The organism is Streptomyces sp. NPDC001401 (genome assembly GCF_042895385.1).
In the GTDB taxonomy this organism is placed as follows: domain Bacteria; phylum Actinomycetota; class Actinomycetes; order Streptomycetales; family Streptomycetaceae; genus Streptomyces.
This window is the reverse complement of sequence record NZ_JBIAWI010000009.1, coordinates 135,363-160,194: the sequence shown is the minus strand read 5'-3', so window position 1 is coordinate 160,194 and position 24,832 is coordinate 135,363. Positions and strand designations below refer to the sequence as shown.

The following is a 24,832-nucleotide window of genomic DNA, read 5'->3' as shown; positions in this document are numbered from 1 at the left end:
GACCTAGCGTGATGTGCCGAGGACACCTCACCGAGGGAGCGGACACATGACAGCCATGGGAATGGGCGCCGCCGGCGCTTCCATCCTGACCCAGGACGGGCTGAGGCGGTTCCAGGAGGACGGGTTCACCGTCGTACGCGGACTTTTCGGGTACGACGAGATCGACCGGCTGTGCGCGCAGTTCGCGGCGCTGCACGCGGCCGGGCCGGTGCCCGGGCACTTCGAGCCGCGCGCGTCCGGGGATCCGCTGGCGGCGTACCCGAGGGTGATGCACCCGCACGAGATCATCGAGGCGGCGCTGCGCGTCCTGCTCGACGCCCGGCTGCGCACGGCGCTTCAGGCTCTGCTCGGCGAGGAGGTCCTGGCCGCCCAGAGCATGTTCTACTTCAAGCCGCCGGGCGCGCGGGGGCAGGCCCTTCACCAGGACAACTTCTATCTGCGGGTGGAGCCGGGCACTTGTGTGGCGGCGTGGGTGGCCTGCGACGTCATCGACCGGGACAACGGCGGTCTGGAGGTCGTTCCCGGTACGCACCGGATGGACCTGTTCTGCCCCGAGGAGGCGGACGCCGAGGTGTCGTTCGCGCGGGAGTACGTTCCTCCGCCGCCGGGCCTTGCGGCCGTGCCCGTCGACATGGCGCCGGGGGACGTCCTGTTCTTCAACGGCAGCCTGGTGCACGGCTCCCAGCCCAACGGGACCACCGACCGGTTCCGCCGGTCGTTCATCGGCCACTACGTGGGGCGCTCGGCCGAGCGTATCGGGCACTACTACCGCACGCTGTCGATGGACGGCGAGCGGGTGGTCCTTGCGCAGAGCGAGGGCGCGGGCCCGTGCGGCACGGAGTTCGCACCGCACGGGCCTCACTGAGCGGCACCGGTCAGCTGTGGCCGACGATGGCATGCGGGGTGTAGGGCTGCTCGAGCTCCTCGATGTCCTTGTCGCTGAGCTCGAGTTCGACGGCGGCCACGGCGTCCTCGATGTGCTGCGGCTTGGCGGCGCCGACGATCGGTGCGGCCACCGTGTCCCGGTGCAGCAGCCAGGCGAGGGCGACCTGGGCGCGCGGGACACCGCGGTCGTTCGCGATGCGGGTGACGGCCTCGACGATGGTGCGGTCGCCCTCCGAGTAGAGGCGGCTGCCGAAGTTGTCGTTGGAACTGCGCTCCGTGACGGTGCCCCAGTCCCGGGTGAGCCGGCCGCGGGCGAGCGGGCTCCAGGGCAGGACGCCGACGCCCTGGTCGGCGCAGAGCGGCAGCATCTCGCGCTCCTCCTCGCGGTAGAGGAGGTTGTAGTGGTTCTGCATGGACACGAACTTGGTCCAGCCGTGCCGTTCGGCGGTGTACTGCATCTTCGAGAACTGCCAGGCGAACATCGAACTCGCCCCGATGTAGCGCACTTTGCCCGCCTTCACCAGGTCGTGCAGGGCCTCCATCGTCTCCTCGACCGGCGTGTGGGGGTCGAAGCGGTGGATCTGGTACAGGTCGACGTAGTCGGTGCCGAGGCGGCTGAGGCTGTGGTCGATCTCGGCCATGATCGCCTTGCGGGACAGGCCGCCGCCGTTGGGCCCGGGCCGCATCCGGCCGTGCACCTTCGTCGCGAGGACGATCTCGTCGCGGTTCGCGAAGTCGCGCAGTGCCTTGCCGACGATCTCCTCGCTGGTGCCGTCGGAGTAGACGTTCGCCGTGTCGAAGAAGTTGATCCCGGCGTCCAGTGCCTGCCGGATCAGGGGACGCGAGGCCTCCTCGTCGAGGGTCCACTCGTGCACGCCGCGGTCGGGCAGGCCGTAGGTCATGCAGCCCAGACAGATCCGCGAGACGTCCAGGCCCGTCGAACCGAGCTTCACGTACTGCATCGTTGCTGCTCCTGCCTTCGGGATGGGTACGAAGGGGAGCGTACGGCTTGGCCCGTACTTCAAGTACCACGCCCGCCGGGCGCCGGCCGTTGCTGCCCGCAGGTGACCGCCCGGCGTGGGAGCCGCGGGGCGGTCGGCGCGCTCGCGCATCCTCGGGCAGGTGACCGGCGCCCGGCCGGTCGTGGCCCTGCGGGAGGAATCCGGTGCCGACACGTCCGACGAAGCTGAAGCTCCTGATCGGAGCGGCAGTACTGCCCCTCACTCTGCCCCTCATGCCGGTCTCGCCCGCGTGGAGCAGTCCGAGTCCGCCTCCGCAACCGTCGACGCTGTGCGCACCCGCGGGGATCCTGCGGGGCGCGGACGGGCAGCGTGCCTCGGTCAGCCTGTGCGCGGGCAGCGGCACCCCGACGATGGCGGTGTCGGCCCCGGCGACATGCAGTGGACCGGAGTCGGACGGCGGCCTCGCCTGTCTGACCTCGGGCACCTGGACCGCGCGGAAGGGCGGCGTGACGGCGGTGTCCGGGAAGCTGCCCGGTTCGGGCGAGTATCCCGGTCCGGGGACGTACGACGTGACGGCCGACGTCCATGTGACGTCGTCGCCCGCCGGCGTGGACCTGCACGGCACCGTCCGCGCCACGCTGACCCTGACCGCGCCGAAGCCACCGGCCACGCACCGCATCGAGGTCGACCACGGCACGCTGCGGCGCGGCGCGGCGACCACGCTGACGTACCGGATCTTCCGCGACAGCGAGCAGGGCGACGGCAGCGCGCGGTTCGGGCTGATCGGGGAGGAGAGCTCGGGGGTGCGGCTGTCCACGTCGGACGCCCGCTGCGTCAATCCGCTGACCGGCCGGTATCCCGCGACGACCAGGAACGCGTACGCCCTCGACTGTGCCATCACCGACCTGCAGCCGGGCCACCCGGCCACGGTCGTGGTCCGCGCCTCGGTCGGCACCGACTGCTCGACGGTCGTCTCGAAGCTGGGCTACTGGATGCCGCAGGGACAGGCGCTGTACACCGGGGGCATGCTGGCGGGCCCGACGGTCGGCTGTGCCTGACCGGTCACCGCCGTTCGATCAGGTCCAGTGCCCGCTCCCAGCCGAACTCCGGTCGCGAGCCGTCTTCTTCCGGCTCGCCGGAGTACGGCTCGCCGAACCGGACGCCCATCCCGCGCAGCCGTACCAGGCTGTCCCGATAGGCGGGGTGGGCGGCCAACGCGTCGGCCACGCACGGGAGTACGGCGACCGGGACGCCCAGGCCGTACGCCTCGCACAGGGTGGCCACGGCGAGGGTGTCGGCAAGCCCCGCCGCCCACTTGTTGACGGTGTTGAAGGTGGCGGGCGCGACCACGACGGCGTCCGGCGGCGGGAAGGGGCGCGGGTCGCCGGGAGTGCGCCAGGCGGAGCGTATGGGGCGGCCGGTCTGCGCCTCGACCGCGGCGGTGTCGAAGAAGCCGTTCATGGCGACCGGCGTGGCGATGACGCCGACCTCCCAGTCCCGCTCCTGCGCGGCGGTGATCAGCTTGCTGACGTCCGCGGCGATCCCGGCGGCGCACACGACGACGTAGAGGAAGGGCTTGTCGGCCTGTTCGGTCATCCGCGAACCCTACTCACCGGCAACGCTATTCGAGCGGGAAGGACCGTCCCCGCTCGGCCTCGGGCCGCGGGCCGTGGATGCGGCGCTCCTTCTCCTCGATCGGCATGTCGTTGATGCTCGCCTCGCGCCGGGTCATCAGGCCGTGCTCGTCGAACTCCCACAGTTCGTTGCCGTAGGAGCGCCGCCACTGGCCGTCGGCGTCCCGGGACTCGTACTGGAAGCGGACGGCGATGCGGTTGCCGTCGTACGCCCACAGGTCCTTGCGCAGGGCGTACTCCTGCTCGCGCTCCCACTTGGCCGTGAGGAACTCGACGATTTCGGCGCGGCCGGTGACAAAGGTGTCCCGGTTGCGCCACACCGAGTCCTGCGAGTAGGCGAGGGCCACCTTGTGCGGGTCGCGGGTGTTCCAGGCGTCCTCGGCGGCCTGGACCTTCTGTGCGGCCGTTTCGCGGGTGAAGGGGGGCAGGGGCGGGCGGTCGGCCATGGTTCCTCCTGGATGGGCGGACAGACGCGGAGAACGAGCGTTCTCCGACGGGCTGCTACCGTAGGAGAACGCTCGTTCTCGCGTCAAGGAGAACACGTCAAGGAGGGGTTGTGAGCCGCATGGCCGTCATGGACAGTGCAGTCGCCCGGGAGCAGGCGCTGGACGCCGCGGAGGAGCTGTTCTACGGGCGGGGCATCCAGTCCGTCGGCATGGACGACATCCGCGGCGCCTCGGGGGTCTCGCTCAAGCGGCTCTACCAGTTGTTTCCGGCGAAGGAGCAGCTGGTGGAGGCGTATCTGGAACGGCGCGACGTGCGCTGGCGCGCCCGGCTCGCCGAGTTCGTGGAGCGGCAGGAGGGGCCCGAGGAGCGGATCCTGGCGGTCTTCGACTGGCTTCAGGTGTGGTTCGGCGAGGACGGTTTCCGTGGGTGCGCGTGGATAAATTCCTACGGTGAGCTGGGCGCCTCGTCGGCCCGGGTGGTGGCCCAAGTGCGGGCGCACAAGGGGGCGTTGCGGGAGTATCTCGCCGGGCTCGTGGCGGACGCGGGGCTGCCCGGCGCCCTGGCCGGGCAGCTGTTCCTGCTGGCCGAGGGCGCCATGGTCACCGCCGGGATCACCGAGAGCACCGAGCCCGCCGGGGAGGCGCGCGAGGCGGCACGGCTGCTGCTGCGGGCCTGCTGAGCCTCAGAGCCCGTTCACCGGCTCTCAGCTCTCGGACACGGTGATCGCGCCGACCGGGCAGGCCCGGGCCGCTTCCCGCACCATCGGGTCGCCGCCGCCGTCCTCCCGTCCCGGCAGCAGCATGCTGAATCCGTCGTCGTCCTGGGTGAAGACGCCCGGGGCGGCCAGGGCGCACTGGCCCGCGCCGATGCAGACGTCCTTGTCGATCTCGATGTGCGTGTCGGTGTGCATGGCCTTGAGCCTCTACCAGGTCACGGGGAGTTCCAGCATCCCCTGGATCGTGTCGCCGGGTTTGAAGGGGATCTCGTCCGCCGGGGCGGCGAGGCGAAGCGTCGGCAGCCGGTCGAAGAGGGTGTGCAGGGCGATCTCCATCTCGGCGCGGGCAAGGTTCTGGCCGAGGCACTGGTGGATGCCGAAGCCGAACGCGACGTGATGGCGGGCCGAGCGACGCCAGTCGAGGGTGTCGGGGGCGGGGTAGACGTCCTCGTCGCGGTTGATGACCGAGGTCGCGAAGACCACGCCGTCGCCCGCCCGGATCGTCGTGCCGCCGGCCTCGATGTCCTCGGTGGCCCTGCGCAGCAGGCCGTCCGCGATCGACAGCATGCGCATCAGCTCCTCGACGGCACCGGGCAGAAGCTCCGTGTTGCCGCGCAACTCGGCCAGCCGCTCCGGGTGCTGGAGCAGGGTGAACGTGCCCAGGGAGATCATGTTGGCGGTCGTCTCATGACCGGCGATCAGCAGGATGGTCGCGAACGAGATGACCTCCTGGCGGTCGAGCACCCCCTCGCGCAGCTGCTGGTGGACGAGTTCGTCCAGCACGCCGTCGCCGGGCTCCGGCTGCTTCAGCTTGCTGTCGATCAACTCCTCGAAGTAGGCGTCCAGTTGGTTGCGCGCGTCCTGCACGTCGTCGACCCCGGGGCCGCGCAGCAGCCGGCGTGACTGCCCCTCGAAGAACTCGTGGTCGGCGTACGGGACGCCGAGCAGCGCGCAGATCACCATCGACGGCACGGGCAGCGCGAAGGCGTTCACCAGCTCGGCGGGCGGCCCCTGCGCGATCATCGCGTCGAGCCGCTCGTCCACGATCCGCTGGATCTGCGGCCGCAGATCGGCGGCGCGCCGGAGGGTGAAGCTGGGGACCATCATCCGCCGCTGTGTGCGGTGTTTCGGGTCGTCGACGCCGAGCAGCGCGACCCTCCGGTCCTTCACCGCGGCGAACCGCTCGGTGGGCGCCGGGAAGTCGGGGTGGGCGCGGTCGGTCGACAGGCGCTGGTCGGCGAGCAGCTCGCGGGCGAGGGCGTGCCCGGTGACGAGCCAGGCCGGACGGCCGTCGTAGAGCGTGATCCGGCTCAGCGGGCGGGTGGCGCGCAGGGGATCGTAGGCGGTGGGCGGGTGGTAGGGGCAGGTCCGGTCCTGGGGGAACGCGACGGGTTCCGTTTCCGTCATGGAAGACCTCGCAGACGAAGAGTGCGTCGTGCAGATCTTCATTAGATGCCCGGGGCATCTATGGGGCGACGTGAAGTTCGGCCAGATCGGTGGCGCGGGCAATCTGGCCGGGGATGCTCGCTCGTGCATCTGAATTCGGCCGGGGCACGGGCAGTGGCCGCCTCCGCAGTCCGGCCATGCCCGCGGCCGTGGCAGGGGCGGCCGGCGACGGCACGTTGTCGAGTGGCGTGATCACGACTCCAAGGGCGGTGCGGTATGGATGAATCTTGCGCACACCGGTGTTGAAGCACGGTGCCAGTCAGCTGCAGGACTCGACGATGGGACGGATGACATGCCTCTTGAGGGCGAGTACGAACCCAGCCCCACGCAGTGGGTGCGTGAGCAGGTGGAGCTGTACGAGAGCTCCGGCGGCACGAAGGGGACGACGCTGCGGGACACCGGCCTGCCCGTCATCCTGGTCACGACCCGCGGTGCGAAGAGCGGCAAGATCCGCAAGACGCCGCTGATGCGCGTCGAGCACGACGGGCGGTACGCCCTGGTCGCCTCGCAGGGCGGCGCGCCCAAGCACCCGGTCTGGTACCACAACCTCAAGGGAGATCCCCGTGTGGAGCTCCAGGACGGGCCGGCGAAGCAGGACATGACGGCGCGTGAGGTCACCGGCGCGGAGAAGGCCGAGTGGTGGGAGCGTGCCGTGGCGGCGTATCCGCCGTATGCGGACTACCAGAAGAGGACGGACCGGCAGATCCCGGTGTTCGTGCTGGAACCGGCCGGCGGAGGGCAGTGATCCGGGCCCGGGTCGGCAGCGCCTGAAGCGGGCCCTCCATCGGCCTGCGAACCACCCTCCGAACCAGGCCGGAAAAAATCTTCGTTCGAGGACGCATGAACCGGGTGCCGCCGGGCACGCGTGCGTCAGGCCCCGCCGCGTTCCCCCGTCGCGGCGGGGCTTTCTCGTGCCTCCTGGGCCGGCCGGTCGGTGATGTCGAGGAAGATCTCGTCGGCCTCGGGCACGGTGTTCGCGAGGGACCGCTTGATCCGCACGGCGACCTCCTCGACCCGCTCTCCCCCACTCTCGGCTCCGCTCGAGCGGGGGGACCCCCAGTCCAGGCCGGGCACCAGGTCGATACGGGCGGCCACGAGAGCCGTGTCGAGACCCGTCTTCATCGTGAAGAGCGCCTCCACGCTGTCGATCTCGGGCTGCGCCTCCAGCAGCGCCTGGATCCGGGCCGCCGTGCGCGGGTCGGCAGCCTCCCCGATCAGCTGGTCGCGGGCCTCGCGGCCCAGGTGATAGGCGACGAAACCGAGCAGCACACCGATCGCGAGCGAGGCGGACGCCTCCCACACCACCTGCCCGGTGACCATGTGCAGCCCCATGCCTGCGGCGGCCAGCGTCACGCCGAGCACCGCCGTGCCGTCCTCGGCGACCACCGTGCGCAGCGCCGGGTCACGCATGCGCTGCGTGCCGCCCTGGCGGCGCACCTGATGCAGGGCCCGCAGCAGTGAAATGCCCTCGGCGACGAAGGCGACGCCCAGCACGATCAGGCCCGCGACATAGCCGCTCAGTTTTTCCTCGGCACCGTTCTTGAGGGCCTCGACGCCCTGGAAGACGGAGAAGCAGCCGCCCATGACGAAGATCCCGACGGCTGCGAGCAGCGACCAGAAGAACCGTTCCTTGCCGTAGCCGAAAGGATGCCGTTTGTCGGCCGGGCGGCGACTGCGGCGCAGTGCGGCCAGCAGGAAGACCTCGTTGAAGCTGTCGGCCACGGAGTGCGCCGCCTCCGACAGCAGGGCCGGTGATCCCGCCGCCAGGCCGCCGACGGCCTTGGCCGCCGCGATCACCAGGTTGGCAGCGAGCGCCACCAGCACGGTGACGTGCGTCCTGCGGTCCTTCTTCTCGTCCGAGGGTGTCCCGCTCACCCTCGCCGACTGCCCCTCTCTTGGCGGCTCACACCGTGCAGGAGACGGAATTGGGGGGACTCGAGGGAATGGGGGGGGGAATGGGGCCATCAGGGGATACTCGACCCAGGGAGGAATCATGGGCGGCGGGGGCAACAGCGCTTACGGGCAGAGGACGTTCAAGCGGTCCAAGAGCCACTTCACGGACCGGATCACGGCGGACGGCCGGGACGGGTGGCCAGTGGCGGCGGGCCGTTACCGACTGGTGGTCTGCCGTGCCTGTCCGTGGGCGAGCCGGGCGCTGGTCTCGCGCCGTCTGCTGGGCCTCGAGGACGCCCTGTCGCTGGCCGTCGCCGACCCCATCCAGGACGACCGCAGCTGGCGCTTCACCCTGGACCCGGACGGCCGCGACCCGGTCCTCGGCATCCGCTTCCTCAGCGAGGCCTACGACCGGCGGGAGACCGGCTACCCGGGCGGCGTGAGCGTACCCGCGATCGTCGACGTACCCAGCGGGAAGCTGGTCACCAACGACTACCAGCAGCTCACCCTGGACCTGGCCACCGAGTGGACCGCCCTGCACCGCTCCGGGGCGCCCGACCTGTACCCGTACGCCCTGCGCGACGAGATCGACACGGTGATGGCGGACGTCTACGAGGACGTCAACAACGGCGTGTACCGGGCGGGTTTCGCCACGGACCAGGAGGAGTACGAGGCCGCGTGCGCCGGTGTCTTCCAGCGGCTGGAGCTGCTGACACCACGGCTGGCGCGGCAGCGCTATCTCGTCGGCGACACGATCACCGAGGCGGACATCCGGCTGTTCACCACCCTGGTCCGCTTCGACGCCGTCTACCACGGCCACTTCAAGTGCAACCGCTGGAAGCTCACGGAGAACCCGGTCCTGTGGGCGTACGCCCGCGACCTCTACCAGACGCCCGGCTTCGGTGACACCGTCGACTTCGACCACATCGAACGGCACTACTACCAGGTGCACACCGGCATCAACCCGACCCGGATCGTGCCCCTCGGGCCGGACCTGTCCGGCTGGCTGACGCCCCATCACCGCCAGGAGCTGGGTGGCCGGCCGTTCGGCGACGGGACGCCGCCGGGGCCCGTGCCGGCGGCCGAGGAGGTTGCGGCGCCCGGGCGCCCCTGACCGACGAAGGAGACAGAAGTGGCGAAGTCGAAGAAGAAGAAACTGAAGCTGCCCCTCGCCTACAAGCCCCTCGGGTTCGCCATGGGCTGGGCCAGCGGTGCGATCGCCGGGTTCGCGTTTCGCAAGACGTGGACGGCGCTGCGGCACGAGGAGGACGCACCCGACGCCCTGGACCGGGACCGCGGCTGGGGAGAGATCCTGCTCGCCGCGGCGGTCCAGGGCGCCCTGTTCGCCGTGGTGCGCAGTGCGGTGGACCGCACGGGCGCGAAGGCCATCGAGCGCTCGACCGGCGTGTGGCCGGCGGCCGACAAGGGCGGCCGGGACTAGGTCTGTCCGGCGGCTCAGGTCGGCTGCAGGGAACAGTGCTTGCCGGGCGCCCCGAGCTGGGGCATGGGGTCCCCCACGCCCTCAAGAGAGTGGCAGAGCCCGCGACGCCGAGCTGATCCGCCGGACAGGCCCTTCCGTCGGCCAGATGTCTCAGGCCTGCTTGGGCGCCGTCGGTGTGACGCGGCGCAGGGTGAAGGAGTGGCCCGCCGGGTCGGCGTAGCCGCGTTCCTCGAAGGGGCCGGGCGCGTCCTTCGTCTCCAGGGGGCGTCCGCCGAGTTCGATCACCTTGCGCTCCACCGCGTCCAGGTCGTGCACCATGAAGTCCAGATGGACCTGGAGGGAGTTCTCGGGGCGCGGCCAGCTCGGCGGCGTCGCGTTGATGTCGCGGCGGAAGGCCAGCCGGGTGCCGTCGGCGCCTCTGATCTCCACGCGGTTGGCGGTCGCGTCCGTCTCCTCGGCCGCCAGCAGCTCCTTGTAGAACACGGCCAGCTTCTCGGGCTCGAGGCAGTCGAGCACCACGTAGCCCGCTTCCACCAGTGGCATGTCTCCTCCGAACGGTCCCGGGCGCGGGACTTCGTGCCCCGCCGCCCTGTACCTCACGGATATCCCGGTCGGGCCGATTCAGTCGGCGAGCAGCCACTTCGGGCGGGGCGGGGCCGTCAGACCTCTGCCTCCTCGCGGATTTCCGCCAGCCGTGCCGCCGCGGCGCTCAGGAGCAGGTCCAGGGCGGCCGGATAGGAGCTGCGCGGCATGTCGGCCACGAGGTGGCGGGCCGTCGCGGCGATGTGCGGGTGTGTGCCGGCGGGCAGCCGGGCGTAGGTCGCCCGCCATACGGCCGTCTCCGCCTCCCGGGCGGCCTTCGGCAACGCCGCGCTCGCCGAGTCGAGGGCGCCGAAGGCAAGGGACTGGTCGACGAAGGCGTGATAGATCCGCACCGCCTCCACATCGGGGAAGCCGGCGTCGCGCAGCACGCCGAGGATGGTCTCCACGGCCTGGATCTCGTACGCCCGCCCGGTCACCCGGTACGAGCTCAGGACAGCCGCCCGGGGGTGGGCGAGGGCGCCCGCGTGCATGCGCAGGCCGAGGTCGCGCAGGTCGGCGCGCCAGTCGCCGGTGGGGCGCCAGATGCGCAGGGTACGGCCGATGAGCTCGTCGGTGATGGCGAGCATCAGGTCGTCGGTGTGCCGGAAGTAGCGGTACAGCGAGCTCGGGTCGGCACCGAGGGCGCGGCCCAGGCGGCGGACGGACAGGGCCTCTGTGCCGTGTTCCTCGATCAGCCTGAGGGCCGTGGCGACGATCAGTTCCTCGGAGAGGACGACGCCCTGTTTGGTGGGGCGTCTGCGCTGCCGGGCGGTGGGCGGGACGACGCGCTCGCTCATGGACTGCCTCCCTGGGCCGGTGCCCGCACCTTATGACAACACCGTTGACCTGTTAAGTGCCCGGGCAGTTTCATGTGCGTTCACCGGGGCCGACCAGGCCCCCCGGTGCGAGCGGAGACCCAGCCATGTCCGACCTCCCCTTCGGCGCAGACCCACCGGCGCGGCCCGCGCTGCGCAAGTCCCTCGGCGTCCTGGACGGCATCGCCATCGCCGCGTCCAGCACGGCCGCGACCACCAGCATCGGCATCGGTCTCGGCGTGACGGCCGGGGTCGTCGGGCTGCATCTCCCGGCGATCATGCTGCTGGCGTTCCTGCCGGTCCTCGGCATTGCGGGCGCCTTCTCCCGGCTGAACCGGGTGGAGCCGAACGCGGGCAACGGTTATGTCTGGGTGGGCCGTTCGCTCAGCCCTTGGCTGGGCTTCATGGTCGGCTGGGTGAACATCGTGGCGACGCTCGCGTTCCTCGCGTACACCACCGCGGTGACCGGGTCGGCGCTGATCCAGCTCGCCGGGGAGGCCGGGCTGCACCGGGTGGCCGGGCTCGCCCTGGACCCGGGTTCGACGGCGCAGACGACCGTGGTCGGCATCGTGGTCCTGATCGCGGTCACGCTCACCGCCGTCACCGGCATCCGGACGGCGGCACGGCTGCAGACCGGGCTGCTGGTCTTCGAGTACGTCGTCCTGCTCGGGTTCTGCGGATACGGCATCGTCCACGGCCCGCACGCCTTCAGCCTGAGCTGGTTCGACCCGTTCGCGATCCCGTCGGCGTCTGCGCTCGCCCAGGGGCTGCTGCTGTCGGTGTTCTGCTACTGGGGCTTCGAGGCCGCGTTCAGCGTCAACGAGGAGGTGCGCGACCCGCGGGACGCCTCCCGTGCCGGGATCATCACGCTGGTCACGATGCTGACGCTGTTCCTGATCGGCTCGGTCGCCTTCCAACGGGTCCTGTCCGAGCCGGAGTTGGCCGGGCACGGCGCCCAGGGGCTGGCGTACTTCGGGGACCGGCTGGCCTCCCAGCCGCTGGCGGCACTCCCCCTCGTGGCGCTGATGTTCTCGGCGGTCGCCTCGCTGCAGGCCGGCGTGATTCCGACGGCCCGGGCGATGTTCGCGATGAGCCGGGACCGTACCCTCGGGCCGGTGTGGTCCAAGGTCAGCTCCCGGTACGGGACTCCGGCCGCCGGGACGCTGCTGATCGGCGCGCTGGCGACGGTGATCGCGGCACTGGCTCTGGTCATTCCGCGGCTCGCGGACATGATCATGGCGACGGTGAGCGCCGTGGGCATCGTAGTCGCCCTGTCGTACGCGCTCACGGCTCTCGCGGCGGCCGTGCGCTTCCGCGCGCTGCTGCGCGAGGACTGGCGCCAGGGCGTGCGGGCGGTGGTGCTGCCCGCCGTGAGTGCCGTGGCGCTGCTCGGCCTCGGCGGGTATCTCGGCTGGTCCTTCTACACCTCCGCCGACCATTTCGAACTCAGTGCGAACAACGGCTGGTTCCTGCTTGTCACTCCCCTGGCGATGATCGCGTCGGGCTTCGTGGCCGCCGCGTGGGCCAAGTGGGTGCGCAGGTCGCGGTACTTCCGCACGGGCGACGGCACGGACGCCGACGCGCCGCAGCTGCTCGCCACCCCCAACTGACCCCCAACAGGAACCGGAACATGCGCGCAGACCTCCTTTTCACCGGCGGCCCGGTCCTCACCCCCGAGGGCCGCACCGCCACCGCCGTGGCCGTCACCGGCGACCGCATCACCGCCGTCGGGCACGACGAGGTCCACGATCTCGCCGGGCCGCGGACCGAAGTGGTCGACCTGGCCGGGCGGTTGCTGCTGCCGGGCTTCCAGGACGCGCACGTCCATCCGGTCCCGGCCGGGCTGGAACTGAGCCAGTGCGATCTGACCGGGGCACGGACGGCGACCGAGACGGTCGCCGCGGTGCGCGCGTACGCCGACGCACACGCCGAGCGGGAATGGATCCTCGGCGGCGGCTGGTCCATGGAGGCCTTCGAGGGCGGTACGCCGACGAAGGAGCTCCTGGACGCGGTCGTGCCCGACCGGCCGGTCTATCTGCCCAACCGTGACCATCACGGCGCCTGGGTCAACAGCCGTGCCCTGGAGCTGGCGGGCATCGACCGGGACACGCTGGACCCGGCCGACGGGCGGATCGAGCGGGACGCGGCGGGCGAGCCGAGCGGCACCCTGCAGGAGGGCGCGATGCAGCTGGTCGGGCGTCTGACGCCGCCGGCCACCGCGGCTGACCGGCTGGCCGCGCTGCTGCACGCGCAGCGCCATCTGCATGCGCTCGGCATCACGGCCTGGCAGGACGCGCTGGTCGGGGACTTCCTCGGCATGGACGACCCCTCGGGTGCATATCTGGCGGCCGCGCGCGACGGCTCGCTGACCGCGCGGGTGGTCGGCGCGCTGTGGTGGGACCGCGAGCGCGGGGCCGAGCAGATCCCCGAACTCGTCGAGAAGCGGGCCGCGTTGAGCCACGGCCGGTTCCGCGCCGCCACCGTGAAGCTGATGCTGGACGGGGTCGCCGAGAACGGCACGGCCGCGCTGCTCGATCCCTATCTGGACAAGTGCGGCTGCGCCACCGCCAACCGCGGCAAGAGTTTCATCGACCGTGGCCAACTCCCCAAGTACGTGACCGAGTTGGACGCCCTCGGCTTCCAGTGCCACTTCCATGCGCTGGGCGACCGGGCCGTACGCGACGCCCTGGACGCCGTCGAGGCGGCGCGCGCCGCGAACGGGCCGAGCGACACCCGGCCGCATCTGGCGCACCTTCAGGTCGTCCACCCCGACGACGTTCCGCGCTTCGCCCGGCTCGACGCGACGGCGAACATCCAGCCGTTGTGGGCCGCGCACGAACCGCAGATGGACCAGCTGACCATTCCCTTCCTGGGGTCCGAACGGGCCGCGTGGCAGTACCCGTTCGGTGCACTGCTGCGCTCCGGGGCCAGGCTCGCGGCGGGCAGCGACTGGCCGGTCAGCAGCCCCGATCCGCTCCAGGGGATCCATGTCGCGGTCAACCGCGTGACGCCGGACGGCGACGGCGCCCCGGTGTTCCTGCCCGGCGAACGCATCGATCTCGCCGAGGCGTTGGCCGCGTACACCGCGGGATCGGCCCATGTGAACCACCTCGACGACACCGGCCGGATTCAGGTCGGCGCGCTGGCCGATCTGGTGGTTCTGGACCGAGACCCGTTCGACGGGCCGGCCGAGGCGATCGCGCAGACGGGTGTGGCGCTGACCTATGTGGGAGGGGAGGGAGTGTACGCAGCTCCTGAGGTCTGAGCAGTAACGGATATCACGGTGAGGTCACGAGTAGATCATTTAGGCTCTGGGCAGCCTCGTACCGCTTCTCGGTTCAACTTTCGGCCACAGAAGCTGAGTTCGAGCGCACGGGTGGCCAGAAGACCACCCGTTGGCAGGGCGGGGGGACTCTGCAACTGCCGTCTCCCGGAAGGAAGCACATGCCTCAGGACGTTCGGTTCGACCTACCGTTCGACACCCCCGTCAGCGAGCATCTCGAATACGCCAGGGCCCGGCATCTGCGCTGGATCTGGGACATGGGACTGGTGCGCAGCAAGGACGGGTTCGAGGAGTACAAGTCCTGGGACCTGCCGCAGGCCGCGGCCCGCACCTACCCTCACGCATCCGCCGACGACATGGTCGTCCTGATGAACTGGTTCTCCCTGGCCTTCCTCTTCGACGACCAGTTCGACGCGGCTCAGCCGGATCGCGCGGACCGGATAGCGGAGGTCGCGCGCGAGCTGATCGTCACGCCGCTGCGCCCGGCGGGCTACCGGCCACGGGTGGTCTGCCCGATCACGCTTGCCTGGGCGGAGGTCTGGAGCCATCTCTCAGCTGGCATGTCCCTGACGTGGCAGACGCGTTTCGCCGCGTCCTGGGGCCGGTTCCTGGTGGCGCACTGCGAGGAGGTCGACCTGGCGGCCCGGGGTCTGGCCGGGACGCTGGGCCTCGACGAGTACGCGCTGTTCCGGCGCCGCACGGTCGGCATCCACCACAGCATCGACGCGGGCGAGCGCAGCCGCGGCTTCGAGGTGCCGGCTCAGGCGATGGGGCACCCGCTGATGGAGCGGATGCGTGACCTGGCCGCGGACACCATCGGGTTCATGAATGACATCCACTCCTTCGAGCGGGAGAAACGGCGGGGTGACGGCCACAATCTGATAGCCGTCCTGCACCGGGAGCGGCGCCTGTCGTGGCAGGAGGCCGCCGACGAGGCGTACCGGATGACGACGGACTGCCTCGAGGAGTATCTGGAGCTGGAGGCCGGGATACCGCGCATGTGCGACGAGCTGCGCCTCGACGAGGACGAGCGCGCCCGGGTGCGCAAGGGCGTGGAGGCCATCCAGCACTGGATCAACGGCAACTACGAGTGGGCGCTGGTCTCGGGCCGCTATTCGGCGGCCAAGGACGGCCCGGTGGCCACGGCCGAACTGGCCGGGCGGGGTTCGGTGGACGACCTGCTGGCCGTGTGAGATGACAGCGCTGCCCGGCCGGGTGTCCGGCCGGGCAGCGGTGGTGTCGGACGGGGTGTCAGACGGGGAACTCGACCGGCAGGGTGTCGAGTCGGGACTCCCAGGTGGAGGAGGTCGAGGTCAGCTCCTCCGGCGGTACGGCCAGTCGCAGCCCGGGCAGCCGGTGCAGCAGGATGTCCACCGCGACCTCGATGATGGAGTGGCCGGTGTTCTGCCCCGGGCACTCGTGCGGTCCGGCGCTGAAGGCCAGGTGGGACTGGTTGCCCTGGACGGAGACCCCGGCGTCCGGCCGGATCTCGGGGTCGGCGTTGCCGGCCGCCAGGCCCAGCACCACCAGGTCGCCCTCCTTGATCCGGCAGCCGCCGAGTTCGAGGTCGGCGGTTGCGAAACGGCCCGGCAGGACGATGAGCGGCGGGGTGTTCCACATCACCTCCTCCACCACGGCGGAGATGTTCAGCTGGCCGCTGACCAGCCCGGACAGCCGGGACTCGTCGGTGAGCACCAGTTGCAGCACCCGCGCCAGCAGGTTGCTGGTCATGTTGTGGGCGGTGATGAGCACCAGACGCAGATGGCTGACGATCTCGTCCTCGTCGAGGCCCGCATGGTGGTCGAGGAGCCCGGTGGTGAAGTCGGAGCCCGGTTCCGTGCGCTTGCGGGCGGCGAGTTCACCGAGGATGGCCATGACGCGCCCGTTGTGCTCGAGCGCCTCCTCGCCGCCGTTGAGGACCAGCTTGCAGGACTCCGCGAGGCTGCGGCTCTCCCGCTCGGCGAGCCCGAAGACCCGGCACAGGACCAGCATCGACAGGTCGTCGGCGAACTCGGCCACCAGATCGGCACGGCCCTCGTCGATGAACCCGTCGATCAACTTGTTGGCGTAGTGGGTCACATGGCGGCGGATGCCGCGGCCGGTCATGGCCTGCAGGTTGTCGGTCACCGCCGCCCGCAGTCTGCGGTGCGGCTCGCCGTCCTGCGAGACGGCGTCGGGGCGCCAGCCCAGCACCTGGATCAGCGGCGAGGTGTCCTCGACCCGGCCTTCCTTCCAGTCCCGCCAGATGCGCGAGTCCCGGGCGAACTGCAGGGGGTTGTCCAGCACCCTGCGGTTCTCGCGGTAGCCGAGCACCAGCCACGCGGGGATGTCGCCGTCGAGCAGGACGGGGGCTACGGCACCGTACTCCTTACGCAGTTGCGCATAGACACCGTGCGGGTCGGTCGCCGCTCCGGGGCCGTACAGCCGGGTGATGTCCTCGCCGTGCGCGACGGGGCACCCGCCCGGGGTGTCCGGACCGTTTAAGGGCTGGGCGTTCATCGGGACTCCATCGCGACGGCAGAGCGTTCCTTCAGGTGCTGTATCAGGGCGACGAGCACATCCCGGCTGGAGGCCCGGTCGCGGGCGTCGCAGGCCACGACCGGGATGTGTTCGGGGATGTCCAGGGCGTCGCGGATCTCCTCGACGGGGTGCTCCTTGGAGTCGGGGAAGACGTTCAGCGCGATCACGAAGGGGACGTTCTGCCGCTCCATCTCCTCGATGGCCCGGAAGCTGGAGGCGAGCCGGCGCGTGTCGACCAGGACAACCGCGCCGAGCGCGCCCTTGAACAGGCCGTTCCACAGGAACCAGAACCGTTCCTGCCCGGGCGTGCCGAACAGGTACAGCATCAGGCTGTCGTTGAGGGCGATCTTGCCGAAGTCCAGGCTGACGGTGGTCTCCGTCTTGTCCGCGACGCCGATGAGGTGGTCGACGTCGGCGCTGGCCTGGGTGAGCGTCTCCTCGGTGGTCAGCGGCTTGATGTCGCTGACTGAGCGGACCATGGTGGTCTTCCCGGTGCCGAAGCCTCCGGCGATCATCACCTTCACCGAGCGGGGGCCGGACCCGCCGGGCCGGCCCGGATGGTCAAAGCCTTTCAAGTCCACTGAGTACCTCCTCAAGGAGCGCGAGGTCGGGCCCGCGCCCGGCGCCGTGCGCCGGGATGGGGTCACGGGCTTCGACGCGGCCTGCCTCGAGCAGATCCGCCAGCAGCACCGCGAGAATGTTGAAGGGCAGTCCCAGATGGGCGCCGAGTTCGGCCACCGACAGCGGATCGCGGCAGCGCCGGAGGATGTCCTCGTGTTCGTGCTGCATGCCCGGTACGGGAGCGGCCAGGGAGACGATGAGGGTCGCCACGTCGAGACTCGACGCCGAACCGCCCGGTCCGCTGCGCCCCCCGGTGAGGACGTAGTAGCGCTCGAGACCGGACGGGTCCGTGGGCCTGCGGGGAGCACTCATCCAGAGTGCTCCTCCAGGCGCGGAGTGGTGCCGAGGAGCTCGCCCATCCTCCGGGCCAGGTCCCTCATCTGGTGTCCGAGCAGCCCCTGGTCGAGGCCTTCGCGGGCAAGGACTCCGAGATACGTCTCCACACCGGCCCGTACGACGAAGAGGTGCCCGCCGTCGACCTCGATCATCGCCAGCCGCAGCTGCCCCGCATACCTGGGGAACTGCTCGGCGACCGGCTGGGCCAGCGCCTGCAGTCCTGCCACCACGGCCGCGAACCGGTCCACGTCGTCGGGGTCTTCGGCGCCAAAGGAGGTGATGGCCTTGCCGTCGCTGGAGGCCACGAGGGCGAAGCGGATCTCCGGGATGGACTCCACCAGATCGCGGAGCGCCCAGCTCACGTCGGTTCCCTGTTGCGTCATGTGGACTAGTCGCTCTCTTCAGTGCGGTGCTCGGTGGACTCGCGCCCGGCAGGCGCCGTGCCCTCCGTGGTGGGCTCCTCGGCGGACTCGCGGCCGGCGGTGGCGAAGGCGGCCAGGCCGGCGAACGAGGCATCCGGCGGGACGGCGGAGACGACGGTCTCCTCGGTCCGCTCCGGGCGCTCGGCCGGCCGGTGCCCCACCGCTTGGGCCTCGCCGGTGCGCCTGCTGCGGCGCCGGGGCAGTCCGCCGGGCGTGGTGTCCACGGCCTCGGCGGGCCCGGCCACCGGTTCGGCGGCGGCCGTCTCCCGCACCGGGGCGGCCTGGGCCTGCGACGTCGCCTGAAGCGCCGGGGTCGCGGCGGTGGCCGTGGCCGGGGCGGCGGGCAGCGGGCTGAAGTACTTGTGCGGAACCACCACCACCACCGAGGTGCCGAGCCAGGGCGAGTCCGCGAAGGTGACGCGGATGCCGTAGCGACGGGCGAGTGCGCCGACGACGCGCAGACCGAGGTTGGCGTCCTCGGAGATGCCGCCGAGACCGGGCCCTGCCGCGGTGCCGGCGAGGGCGTCCGCGGCTTCGCGCTTCTTCTCCTCGCTCAGGCCCTTGCCGGAGTCCTGGATCTCGATGCCGACGCCGTTGGGGACCTCCTTGCCGGACACGAGCACCGGCTCGGTGGGCGGCGAGTAGCGGGCCGCGTTGTCCAGCAGATGCGCGAAGATCAGCGTGAGGTGGTCCACCAGACCGCCGTCGACGCCGAGTTCGGGCAGATGGCGCACCTCGACGCGGTGGAAGTCCTTGATCCGGCCGATGCCGCCGCGCATCACGCTCAGCAGACGCTGCGGCTCCTGCCACTGACGTCCCGGCCGGTCCGAGCCGCCGAGCACACCGATGCTCGCGGCGAGCGAGTCGGCGGGGCCGAGCTCCTGGTCGAGCTCCATCAGGCCCCGGGCGACGGACGGCAACCGGCCATGCTCGCCCTGCATCTCGTGCAGGCGGCCGCGGAGCTTGCTGGTCAGGACGTGGATACGGCTGCCGATGCTGACGACGGCCTGTTCCGCGGAGGTCGAGCGGTTGAACTCCTCCTCGACGCCGATCAGGGCGGTCCTGAGCACCTTGCGCAGTTCGGCCTGCAGATCGGCGCTGACCTTGGCGCACTGGCCCGCCTCGGGCAGCAGGTCGTCGATGGCCTCACCGGCACGCAACTGCTGCAGCGCGTCGGGCAGCTGCTCATTCGCCAGCCGGGCCACCGCGGCCTGCTGGTGGGCGATCTGCTCCTGCCAGACCTCGGCCCGGTCGGCGAGCTGGGCCTCGTAGGACTTGGCCTGGTCGGCGAGGCGTCCCTCGAAGGCCCGTGCCTGTTCGGCGAGTTGGGCCTCGTACGTCGAGACCTGCTCCGCCAGCTGCGCCTCGTAGGCACCGGACTGGTCGTTGAGCTGGGCCTCCAGCGAGCCGCGCTCGGCGGTGAACTTCCGCTCCAGGCCCACGACATGCTGCTGCCACTGCTGCGAGTGCTCGGCCTGCGTGGTGCGGAAGGAGCCCTCGGTGCGGCTCAGCTGCGTACGGGTGCGGATCAGCAGCCGGACGCACACGGCGCTTGCGGCGGTGGCCGCGACGCCCGCGACACCGGCGGCTATTCGCTCGGAGCTCATGAACGTGGCGGCAACCGTCCCGCCTCCTAAAGCCAGCGGCATCAACCACCAGCTGTACCAGGCGACAGGGGCCCGCGCCGCCGGCGGCGGAGTGGCGAGTTCCATCTGCATCCTTACAAGCAACACGATCGAACGGGGGGGTGTGCAAGGGGGGAGTGCACTGATGCATACGCACTACGGGACGACCGATCGCGATCGAGTCAACTCGCAGCGCCGCACAGGAGCTTATCGGGTTTGAACCCGAAAGGATCAACCTCGATCATCTGACGGAAGTGAGGGTTCCGTCACTCTCAGCCAACGGCCCACACATCGACAAATCCCTTTGCGGACCTGCGCACTTGTCATGTGGTGACAATTCGTACGCCCACGACTGTCCGCCGCTGATAAGCCCTGACGGATTACTGACGGGTATCGTCGCGCCGTGCCGAAGATAGCCGCTGTGCCGGTCGATGAGCCGGGCGGCCCGTTCAACGCGTTGCCGACGGGCCTGCACCACCACCTCAGACCGTTCTTCGCCGACATCACCGAGGAGGTCGTACGGGCGATCAGGACCGAGATCCCCGAATACGCACGTCCCGCCGACGACACGTACATGCAGGGTGTGCACCGTGGCGTGGACCATGCGCTGCAGGGCTTCCTCGAGCGGATGGCCAAGCCCGACACGGACTGGGAGCCCGTGAAGGCGACGTATCAGCGCATCGGCCGCGGGGAGGCGGAGGAGGGGCGCAGCCTCGACTCGTTCCAGTCGGCGCTGCGGCTGGGTGCGCGGGTGACGTGGCGCCGGGTGAACGCGCTCGTCGACGCCGATCTGCTGCCGCGCAATGTGCTGGCGGCCTTCGGCGAGGCGCTGTTCCTGCACCTGGACGAGATGGCGGCCGCGACGACGGCCGGCTACACGGAGGCACGGCTGCACGCGGCCGGCGAGCTGCAGCAGCGGCGTACCCGCCTGATCGACCTGCTCACCGCGGATCCGCCGGCCTCGGCCGAGGCCATCGCGGAACTCGCGCACAGCGCACGCTGGCCGCTACCGCGCGCACTCGCGGTGGTGGCGATCGACCACCACCCGCAGACGGGCGCACAGCCGATCGTGGCGCCCGAGTTCCTCGCCCGCTTCGACGTCCAGCCGGCCGTGCTGGTCGTGCCGGACCCGGAGGGCCCGGGCCGGGCGCGGGCCGTGGCCGGGGCGCTGCACGGACGGCGGTCCGCGATGGGCCCGACCGTGGCCCTGCAGGAGGGTGCGCGATCGCTGCGCTGGGCCTCCGAGGCGCTGGACCTGGCGCGGCGGGGCGTCCTCGCGGACACCGAAATGGTGCGCTGCCAGGACCACTTGGCCACGCTGCTGCTCCTGCGCGACGACGCCCTGATCGACGCCATGACCGAGCACCGGCTGCGCCCGCTGGAGCAGGTGCGCCCACCGCAGCGCGAACGCCTCGCGGAGACCCTGCTCAGCTGGCTGCAGTGCGGTCACAACGCCAGCGAGGTGGCCGTGCGGCTGGCGGTCCACCCCCAGACGGTGCGCTACCGCATGCGCCAGCTGGACGAACTGTTCGGCGACCGGCTGCACGACCCGGCCGCCCAGTTCGAGATGCAGCTGGCACTGCGCGCCCTGGAGCTGCGCCGGGGCGCTACAGGGGCTGCCGCAGGGTGACCGTCATGGCGGTGAAGCCGCCCCGCTCGTAGAACCGGATGGCGTCCGTGTTCGCCGCGTAGGCGGTCACCTCCGCGTGCGCGGCTCCCTGCCGCCGGGCCCAGTCCAGGAACTCCTCCACCAGCCGGTCCCCGGCCCGCGCGCGCCGGTGCCCCGGGCGGACGTAGATGCTGACCAGGGTCGCGGAGGTGACCGTCCGCTTCGCCGTGGGTCCGGCGACGGATCCCATCAGGTGTCCGACGACCTGCCCGCCGTGCTCCACCGCGAGGACGAGCCGCGTCGGGTCCTCCAGTGCCGCGGCGAACGACTGCGCGCCGTGCTCGCGCGGCCAGTCGACGTTCATGCTGCTGTCCCGTGTGCCCCCGTCCTCGGCGAACAACCCGGCGCTGGAGGCGACGAGACCAGGTATGTCCTCGGCACGAGCGCGTCGCACGATCACCTGTTGATCAGTCATGCGCGCAGGCTATCGGCGACCACTGACAGTGGAACTTCCTGGACACCTGTCCAGCTATAGTGGACACCTGTCCAGGAACCTCATACAAGATTACGGAGCCCAGCAATGGAGACGGTCGCGAACGTACTGGTCGGTCTGGTGGCCGCCCTGCACGCCTACATCCTGGTGATGGAGATGTTCCTGTGGCAGAAGAAGCCCGGGCGGGCGCTGCACGGGTTCGACAGGGAGATGGCACGGGCGACCGCGCCGATGGCCGCCAACCAGGGGCTCTACAACGGCTTTCTCGCGGCCGGTCTGGTCTGGGGGCTGATCGCGGCGGACCCGACCGGCTTCCGCGCCCAGGTGTTCTTCCTGTGCTGCGTCGTGATCGCGGGCGTCTACGGCGCCGTGACGGCCAACCGCCGCATCCTGTTCGCGCAGGCACTGCCCGGCGCGCTCGCCCTGGCCGCCGTCCTGATCGCGCAGTGACCCGCCCCGCCCCGCAGGACCCGCGGGCCGCGCGCACCCGGGCGCGGCTGCGGGAGGCGCTGCTCGCGGAGTGCGCGCAGCGGCCCCTGGCGGAGGTGGGGGTGGCGGCGCTGGTGCGCCGGGCCGGGGTGGGACGGGCCACGTTCTACGTCCACTACGCCGACCTCGAGGCGCTGGCGGTCGACGCCTGCGCGGATGTCGTCCGCGAGGCCGTGGAGGCGCTGCACGCCTGGTCGGGCCGGCCCGACCCGGTGCACGCGCCGCCCGCGCTCGCCGAGTTCTTCGCCTCGCTCACCCCGCACGCCGGCCTGTACCGCGAGCTGCTGACGCCGGGCGGCGGCGGCCCCCTCGGCCGGGTGCTGCACCGGGACCTGCGCGCCTACAGCCTCCGCGAGCGCGAACGGGCGGGCGCGGCGGACGCACCGCTGGTCGCGTCGGCCGTGGCCGCCACGTTCGCAGGTGTGCTGGCCGACTGGCTGCACGGCCTCCTGGAGGCCGACGCGGCTCAAATCGCCGACGAGGTCTGGCAGTTGCTGATCGCCCTGCACGCAAGCCGGTGACGGTTCGCTCCGCTGGAAGAGCTGATGAACGTGCGGGCCGGTGGGGGCTTGTCGCGCCCCCCTGCGCAGTCGCCTATCGACACAGCCCCGCGCCCCTTTGGGGCGGTCAGCGGGCGGTCGTCTGGAACGTGCGGCGATAGGCCTGCGGTGAGACCCCGATCGCCGCGTGCAGATGCTGGCGCAGTGAGGCGCCCGTCGCGAAGCCGACGTGGCCGGCGATCTGGTCGACGGACAGGTCGCTGGACTCCAGCAGGTGCCGGGCCCGGGCGATGCGCTGCTGGACGATCCAGCGGCCGGGGCTGAGGCCGACCTCTTCGTTGAAGCGGCGGGCGAAGGTGCGCAGGCTCATCCGGGCGTGGCCGGCAAGGTCGGACAGGGCGAGCGGCTCGTCGAGGCGTTCGAGCACCCAGGCGCGGGTGGCGGCGGTGCTCGCGGCCCCGCTCTCCGGGACCGGCTGCTCGATGTACTGGGCCTGACCGCCGTCCCGGAAGGGGGGCACGACGCAGCGGCGGGCCACCGTGTTGGCCAGCTCGCTGCCGTGGTCGGTGCGGACGATGTGCAGGCAGACGTCGACGCCGGAGGCGGCGCCGGCCGAGGTGAGGATGCGGCCGTCGTCGACGAACAGGACGTCCGGGTCGAGGTCGACGTTCGGGTACCTGCGCCGGAACAGGTCGGCCACATGCCAGTGGGTGGTGGCCCTGCGGCCGTCGAGGAGGCCCGCGGCGGCAAGGACGAACGCGGCCGTGCAGATGGAGACGATCCGTGCGTCCGGGCGGATCCGGGCCAGCGCGGCGGCAAGCTCCGCGGGCAGTTCGGTGGGGATGTACGAGGGCGTCACGGAGGCGACCACGACCGTGTCGGCCGTGGCCAGGATCTCGGGGCCGTGTTCGACGCCGATGGTGAAGTCGGCGTTGGTGCGCACCGGTTGGCCGTCGACGGTGCAGGTCAGCACCTCGTAGCGGCCGTCGGCGGCCCCGAAGATCCGGCTGGGGATGCCCAGCTCGAAGGGGTAGACGCCGTCCAGGGCCAGCACCACGACCCGTTCCACATGTCCCTTGCCACCTCTCATGGCACGATCCTATCGAAGCTTGGCAATCGTGCCATTTTCTTGCCGGGCCACCCCCGGCAGGCTGGTTCACCATGAGCACTGTGAACACGATGCGAGCCATCAGCCAGGACGTTCTCGGCGGTCCCGAGGTCCTGAAGGCCGTGGAGCTGGAGCGGCCCGAGCCGCGTACGAACGAGGTCCTGGTCCGGGTCCGGGCCGCCGGCGTCAACCCGACCGACTGGAAGCACCGCGCGACCGGCGGTCTGCTGGGCGAGCCGCCCTTCGTCCTGGGCTGGGACGTCTCCGGCGTGGTCGAGGCGGTCGGCATCGGCGTCGCCCGGTTCAAGCCCGGCGACGAGGTCTTCGGCATGCTGTCGTACCCGTTCGGCCACGGCTCGCACGCCGAGTACGTCACCGCCCCGGCCCGCGCCTTCGCGCACAAGCCGGCCTCGATCGACCACGCGCAGGCGGGCGCGCTGCCGCTGGTCTCCCTGACCGCCTGGCAGGCCCTGGTCGAGTACGCCGATCTGCAGGCGGGGCAGCGGGTGCTGATCCACGCGGCGGCCGGCGGGGTCGGGCATGTGGCCGTACAGATCGCCAAGGCCCGGGGCGCGTATGTGATCGGCACCGCGAGCGCGGGCAAGCACGACTTCCTGCGCGGGATCGGCGTGGACGAGGCGATCGACTACCGCGAGACGGACTTCGCCGAGGCCGTGAAGGACGTGGACGTCGTCCTGGACACGATCGGCGGCGACACCTCGACGCGATCGCTGCGCGTACTGCGCCCGGGCGGGATCGTCGTGTCGATCCTGCCCGTCGGTTCGAATGACTTCTATGAGGAGGCCGAGCGGCTCGGTGTGCGGGCGCTGCGGATACTCGTGGACGCCTCGTACAGCGGTATGAAGGCGATCGCGGAGCTGGTGGAGGCGGGGAAGCTGCGCCCCGCGATCGCCAATACCTTCCCGCTGGCCGATGCCGCCGAGGCACACGCGCTCGGCGACACCGGCCGGACCACGGGAAAGCTGGTCCTGCTGGTGGGCTGATC

At 71.1% G+C, this 24,832-nt stretch carries 29 protein-coding genes; 14 read left to right on the top strand and 15 right to left on the bottom strand.

All coding sequences use genetic code 11. From position 1 onward, the window contains the following. The first annotated feature begins 46 nt into the window (after nt 1-46). A complete protein-coding gene (locus ACFY10_RS28370; RefSeq protein ID WP_390668030.1) occupies nt 47-865 on the top strand; it encodes a phytanoyl-CoA dioxygenase family protein in 819 nt (272 codons plus the stop codon). Between the two features lie 10 nt (nt 866-875). Here the strand turns inward: ACFY10_RS28370 and ACFY10_RS28365 are convergent, their stop codons facing one another. Further along, a complete protein-coding gene (locus tag ACFY10_RS28365; RefSeq protein ID WP_390668029.1) occupies nt 876-1,847 on the bottom strand; it encodes an aldo/keto reductase in 972 nt (323 codons plus the stop codon). Between the two features lie 203 nt (nt 1,848-2,050). Between ACFY10_RS28365 and ACFY10_RS28360 the strand changes: the two genes are divergently transcribed. Next, nucleotides 2,051-2,905 (top strand): hypothetical protein, encoded by an 855-nt coding sequence (locus ACFY10_RS28360; protein WP_390668028.1) that lies wholly within the window; start codon nt 2,051-2,053, stop codon nt 2,903-2,905. A 4-nt stretch (nt 2,906-2,909) separates the two neighbouring features. On the opposite strand, the gene ACFY10_RS28355 is transcribed toward ACFY10_RS28360, so the two are convergent. Next, a complete protein-coding gene (locus ACFY10_RS28355) occupies nt 2,910-3,443 on the bottom strand; it encodes a flavoprotein (protein ID WP_390668027.1) in 534 nt (177 codons plus the stop codon). Nucleotides 3,444-3,468: 25 nt separating this feature from the next. After that, nucleotides 3,469-3,927, bottom strand: coding sequence for a DUF1348 family protein (locus ACFY10_RS28350; RefSeq protein WP_390668026.1), 459 nt, complete (start codon nt 3,925-3,927; stop codon nt 3,469-3,471). 128 nt (nt 3,928-4,055) lie between these two features. Between ACFY10_RS28350 and ACFY10_RS28345 the strand changes: the two genes are divergently transcribed. Next, nucleotides 4,056-4,607: a TetR/AcrR family transcriptional regulator gene (locus ACFY10_RS28345; RefSeq protein ID WP_390668242.1), complete on the top strand. Its 552-nt coding sequence runs from the start codon at nt 4,056-4,058 to the stop codon at nt 4,605-4,607. A 24-nt stretch (nt 4,608-4,631) separates the two neighbouring features. On the opposite strand, the gene ACFY10_RS28340 is transcribed toward ACFY10_RS28345, so the two are convergent. Both ACFY10_RS28340 and ACFY10_RS28335 read right to left on the bottom strand, forming a co-directional pair. Next, nucleotides 4,632-4,838 carry a ferredoxin gene (locus ACFY10_RS28340; protein WP_390668025.1) on the bottom strand — a complete coding sequence of 69 codons (207 nt, stop codon included), beginning with the start codon at nt 4,836-4,838 and terminating at the stop codon, nt 4,632-4,634. Between the two features lie 12 nt (nt 4,839-4,850). Next, the gene (locus ACFY10_RS28335; RefSeq protein WP_390668024.1) at nt 4,851-6,050 is read right to left on the bottom strand and encodes a cytochrome P450; all 1,200 of its coding nucleotides are present in this window, start codon (nt 6,048-6,050) and stop codon (nt 4,851-4,853) included. Here ACFY10_RS28335 and ACFY10_RS28330 point away from each other — a divergent pair. Next, the gene (locus ACFY10_RS28330) at nt 6,049-6,183 is read left to right on the top strand and encodes a hypothetical protein (RefSeq protein ID WP_390668023.1); all 135 of its coding nucleotides are present in this window, start codon (nt 6,049-6,051) and stop codon (nt 6,181-6,183) included. The genes ACFY10_RS28335 and ACFY10_RS28330 overlap by 2 nt on opposite strands. Before the next feature lie 198 nt (nt 6,184-6,381). Next, nucleotides 6,382-6,834: a nitroreductase family deazaflavin-dependent oxidoreductase gene (locus tag ACFY10_RS28325; protein WP_390668022.1), complete on the top strand. Its 453-nt coding sequence runs from the start codon at nt 6,382-6,384 to the stop codon at nt 6,832-6,834. 125 nt (nt 6,835-6,959) lie between these two features. Here the strand turns inward: ACFY10_RS28325 and ACFY10_RS28320 are convergent, their stop codons facing one another. Beyond that, nucleotides 6,960-7,964 carry a cation diffusion facilitator family transporter gene (locus ACFY10_RS28320; protein WP_390668021.1) on the bottom strand — a complete coding sequence of 335 codons (1,005 nt, stop codon included), beginning with the start codon at nt 7,962-7,964 and terminating at the stop codon, nt 6,960-6,962. A 118-nt stretch (nt 7,965-8,082) separates the two neighbouring features. Between ACFY10_RS28320 and ACFY10_RS28315 the strand changes: the two genes are divergently transcribed. Both ACFY10_RS28315 and ACFY10_RS28310 read left to right on the top strand, forming a co-directional pair. Next, nucleotides 8,083-9,096: a glutathione S-transferase family protein gene (locus tag ACFY10_RS28315; RefSeq protein WP_390668020.1), complete on the top strand. Its 1,014-nt coding sequence runs from the start codon at nt 8,083-8,085 to the stop codon at nt 9,094-9,096. Nucleotides 9,097-9,114: 18 nt separating this feature from the next. Continuing rightward, nucleotides 9,115-9,423 (top strand): DUF4235 domain-containing protein, encoded by a 309-nt coding sequence (locus ACFY10_RS28310; RefSeq protein ID WP_390668019.1) that lies wholly within the window; start codon nt 9,115-9,117, stop codon nt 9,421-9,423. Nucleotides 9,424-9,573: 150 nt separating this feature from the next. Here the strand turns inward: ACFY10_RS28310 and ACFY10_RS28305 are convergent, their stop codons facing one another. Further along, nucleotides 9,574-9,966: a VOC family protein gene (locus ACFY10_RS28305; protein ID WP_390668018.1), complete on the bottom strand. Its 393-nt coding sequence runs from the start codon at nt 9,964-9,966 to the stop codon at nt 9,574-9,576. Nucleotides 9,967-10,082: 116 nt separating this feature from the next. Next, nucleotides 10,083-10,802, bottom strand: coding sequence for a TetR/AcrR family transcriptional regulator (locus ACFY10_RS28300; protein WP_390668017.1), 720 nt, complete (start codon nt 10,800-10,802; stop codon nt 10,083-10,085). Nucleotides 10,803-10,927: 125 nt separating this feature from the next. Between ACFY10_RS28300 and ACFY10_RS28295 the strand changes: the two genes are divergently transcribed. From ACFY10_RS28295 to ACFY10_RS28285, 3 genes are all read left to right on the top strand, one after another. Further along, on the top strand, nt 10,928-12,430 hold the full coding sequence (locus ACFY10_RS28295) for an APC family permease (protein ID WP_390668016.1): 1,503 nt from the start codon (nt 10,928-10,930) through the stop codon (nt 12,428-12,430). Nucleotides 12,431-12,450: 20 nt separating this feature from the next. Continuing rightward, nucleotides 12,451-14,085 (top strand): amidohydrolase, encoded by a 1,635-nt coding sequence (locus tag ACFY10_RS28290; RefSeq protein WP_390668015.1) that lies wholly within the window; start codon nt 12,451-12,453, stop codon nt 14,083-14,085. Nucleotides 14,086-14,264: 179 nt separating this feature from the next. Continuing rightward, nucleotides 14,265-15,296 (top strand): 7-epi-alpha-eudesmol synthase, encoded by a 1,032-nt coding sequence (locus ACFY10_RS28285; RefSeq protein ID WP_390668014.1) that lies wholly within the window; start codon nt 14,265-14,267, stop codon nt 15,294-15,296. Nucleotides 15,297-15,354: 58 nt separating this feature from the next. On the opposite strand, the gene ACFY10_RS28280 is transcribed toward ACFY10_RS28285, so the two are convergent. From ACFY10_RS28280 to ACFY10_RS28260, 5 genes are read right to left on the bottom strand one after another with little or no spacing between them, the layout of a single operon-like run. After that, on the bottom strand, nt 15,355-16,602 hold the full coding sequence (locus ACFY10_RS28280) for a cytochrome P450 (protein WP_390668013.1): 1,248 nt from the start codon (nt 16,600-16,602) through the stop codon (nt 15,355-15,357). Continuing rightward, on the bottom strand, nt 16,599-17,204 hold the full coding sequence (locus tag ACFY10_RS28275) for an ATP/GTP-binding protein (protein WP_390668012.1): 606 nt from the start codon (nt 17,202-17,204) through the stop codon (nt 16,599-16,601). The genes ACFY10_RS28280 and ACFY10_RS28275 overlap by 4 nt, the downstream gene beginning before the upstream one ends. Beyond that, nucleotides 17,185-17,556, bottom strand: coding sequence for a DUF742 domain-containing protein (locus ACFY10_RS28270; RefSeq protein WP_388831473.1), 372 nt, complete (start codon nt 17,554-17,556; stop codon nt 17,185-17,187). Before ACFY10_RS28270 ends, ACFY10_RS28275 begins: the two co-directional genes overlap by 20 nt. Next, nucleotides 17,553-17,963: a roadblock/LC7 domain-containing protein gene (locus ACFY10_RS28265; RefSeq protein WP_099933429.1), complete on the bottom strand. Its 411-nt coding sequence runs from the start codon at nt 17,961-17,963 to the stop codon at nt 17,553-17,555. The genes ACFY10_RS28270 and ACFY10_RS28265 overlap by 4 nt, the downstream gene beginning before the upstream one ends. Before the next feature lie 5 nt (nt 17,964-17,968). Next, on the bottom strand, nt 17,969-19,714 hold the full coding sequence (locus ACFY10_RS28260; RefSeq protein WP_390668011.1) for an ATP-binding protein: 1,746 nt from the start codon (nt 19,712-19,714) through the stop codon (nt 17,969-17,971). Between the two features lie 316 nt (nt 19,715-20,030). Here ACFY10_RS28260 and ACFY10_RS28255 point away from each other — a divergent pair, with 316 nt between their 5' ends. Then, nucleotides 20,031-21,257 carry a PucR family transcriptional regulator gene (locus ACFY10_RS28255; RefSeq protein WP_390668010.1) on the top strand — a complete coding sequence of 409 codons (1,227 nt, stop codon included), beginning with the start codon at nt 20,031-20,033 and terminating at the stop codon, nt 21,255-21,257. Here ACFY10_RS28255 and ACFY10_RS28250 read toward each other — a convergent pair. Then, nucleotides 21,235-21,711 (bottom strand): GNAT family N-acetyltransferase, encoded by a 477-nt coding sequence (locus tag ACFY10_RS28250; protein ID WP_390668009.1) that lies wholly within the window; start codon nt 21,709-21,711, stop codon nt 21,235-21,237. The genes ACFY10_RS28255 and ACFY10_RS28250 overlap by 23 nt on opposite strands. Nucleotides 21,712-21,816: 105 nt before the next feature. On the opposite strand from ACFY10_RS28250, the gene ACFY10_RS28245 reads away from it, so the two are divergent. Then, a complete protein-coding gene (locus tag ACFY10_RS28245; protein WP_390668008.1) occupies nt 21,817-22,179 on the top strand; it encodes a DUF1304 domain-containing protein in 363 nt (120 codons plus the stop codon). Then, nucleotides 22,176-22,739, top strand: coding sequence for a TetR/AcrR family transcriptional regulator (locus tag ACFY10_RS28240; RefSeq protein WP_390668007.1), 564 nt, complete (start codon nt 22,176-22,178; stop codon nt 22,737-22,739). Before ACFY10_RS28245 ends, ACFY10_RS28240 begins: the two co-directional genes overlap by 4 nt. 106 nt (nt 22,740-22,845) lie before the next feature. Here the strand turns inward: ACFY10_RS28240 and ACFY10_RS28235 are convergent, their stop codons facing one another. Further along, complete coding sequence (locus ACFY10_RS28235) at nt 22,846-23,808, bottom strand: GlxA family transcriptional regulator (RefSeq protein ID WP_390668006.1); 963 nt, start codon at nt 23,806-23,808, stop codon at nt 22,846-22,848. A gap of 71 nt (nt 23,809-23,879) precedes the next feature. On the opposite strand from ACFY10_RS28235, the gene ACFY10_RS28230 reads away from it, so the two are divergent. Next, nucleotides 23,880-24,830: an NADP-dependent oxidoreductase gene (locus ACFY10_RS28230; RefSeq protein WP_390668005.1), complete on the top strand. Its 951-nt coding sequence runs from the start codon at nt 23,880-23,882 to the stop codon at nt 24,828-24,830. Nucleotides 24,831-24,832 lie beyond the last annotated feature (2 nt).

Coding starts and splice junctions, on each gene's coding strand:
- ACFY10_RS28370 (WP_390668030.1), top strand. CDS start 47: ATGACAGCCATGGGAATGGGCGCCGCCGGCGCTTCCATCCTGACCCAG.
- ACFY10_RS28365 (WP_390668029.1), bottom strand. CDS start 1,847: ATGCAGTACGTGAAGCTCGGTTCGACGGGCCTGGACGTCTCGCGGATC.
- ACFY10_RS28355 (WP_390668027.1), bottom strand. CDS start 3,443: ATGACCGAACAGGCCGACAAGCCCTTCCTCTACGTCGTCGTGTGCGCC.
- ACFY10_RS28350 (WP_390668026.1), bottom strand. CDS start 3,927: ATGGCCGACCGCCCGCCCCTGCCCCCCTTCACCCGCGAAACGGCCGCA.
- ACFY10_RS28345 (WP_390668242.1), top strand. CDS start 4,056: ATGGACAGTGCAGTCGCCCGGGAGCAGGCGCTGGACGCCGCGGAGGAG.
- ACFY10_RS28340 (WP_390668025.1), bottom strand. CDS start 4,838: ATGCACACCGACACGCACATCGAGATCGACAAGGACGTCTGCATCGGC.
- ACFY10_RS28330 (WP_390668023.1), top strand. CDS start 6,049: ATGGAAGACCTCGCAGACGAAGAGTGCGTCGTGCAGATCTTCATTAGA.
- ACFY10_RS28335 (WP_390668024.1), bottom strand. CDS start 6,050: ATGACGGAAACGGAACCCGTCGCGTTCCCCCAGGACCGGACCTGCCCC.
- ACFY10_RS28325 (WP_390668022.1), top strand. CDS start 6,382: ATGCCTCTTGAGGGCGAGTACGAACCCAGCCCCACGCAGTGGGTGCGT.
- ACFY10_RS28315 (WP_390668020.1), top strand. CDS start 8,083: ATGGGCGGCGGGGGCAACAGCGCTTACGGGCAGAGGACGTTCAAGCGG.
- ACFY10_RS28305 (WP_390668018.1), bottom strand. CDS start 9,966: ATGCCACTGGTGGAAGCGGGCTACGTGGTGCTCGACTGCCTCGAGCCC.
- ACFY10_RS28300 (WP_390668017.1), bottom strand. CDS start 10,802: ATGAGCGAGCGCGTCGTCCCGCCCACCGCCCGGCAGCGCAGACGCCCC.
- ACFY10_RS28295 (WP_390668016.1), top strand. CDS start 10,928: ATGTCCGACCTCCCCTTCGGCGCAGACCCACCGGCGCGGCCCGCGCTG.
- ACFY10_RS28290 (WP_390668015.1), top strand. CDS start 12,451: ATGCGCGCAGACCTCCTTTTCACCGGCGGCCCGGTCCTCACCCCCGAG.
- ACFY10_RS28285 (WP_390668014.1), top strand. CDS start 14,265: ATGCCTCAGGACGTTCGGTTCGACCTACCGTTCGACACCCCCGTCAGC.
- ACFY10_RS28280 (WP_390668013.1), bottom strand. CDS start 16,602: ATGAACGCCCAGCCCTTAAACGGTCCGGACACCCCGGGCGGGTGCCCC.
- ACFY10_RS28270 (WP_388831473.1), bottom strand. CDS start 17,556: ATGAGTGCTCCCCGCAGGCCCACGGACCCGTCCGGTCTCGAGCGCTAC.
- ACFY10_RS28265 (WP_099933429.1), bottom strand. CDS start 17,963: ATGACGCAACAGGGAACCGACGTGAGCTGGGCGCTCCGCGATCTGGTG.
- ACFY10_RS28260 (WP_390668011.1), bottom strand. CDS start 19,714: ATGGAACTCGCCACTCCGCCGCCGGCGGCGCGGGCCCCTGTCGCCTGG.
- ACFY10_RS28250 (WP_390668009.1), bottom strand. CDS start 21,711: ATGACTGATCAACAGGTGATCGTGCGACGCGCTCGTGCCGAGGACATA.
- ACFY10_RS28245 (WP_390668008.1), top strand. CDS start 21,817: ATGGAGACGGTCGCGAACGTACTGGTCGGTCTGGTGGCCGCCCTGCAC.
- ACFY10_RS28235 (WP_390668006.1), bottom strand. CDS start 23,808: ATGAGAGGTGGCAAGGGACATGTGGAACGGGTCGTGGTGCTGGCCCTG.
- ACFY10_RS28230 (WP_390668005.1), top strand. CDS start 23,880: ATGAGCACTGTGAACACGATGCGAGCCATCAGCCAGGACGTTCTCGGC.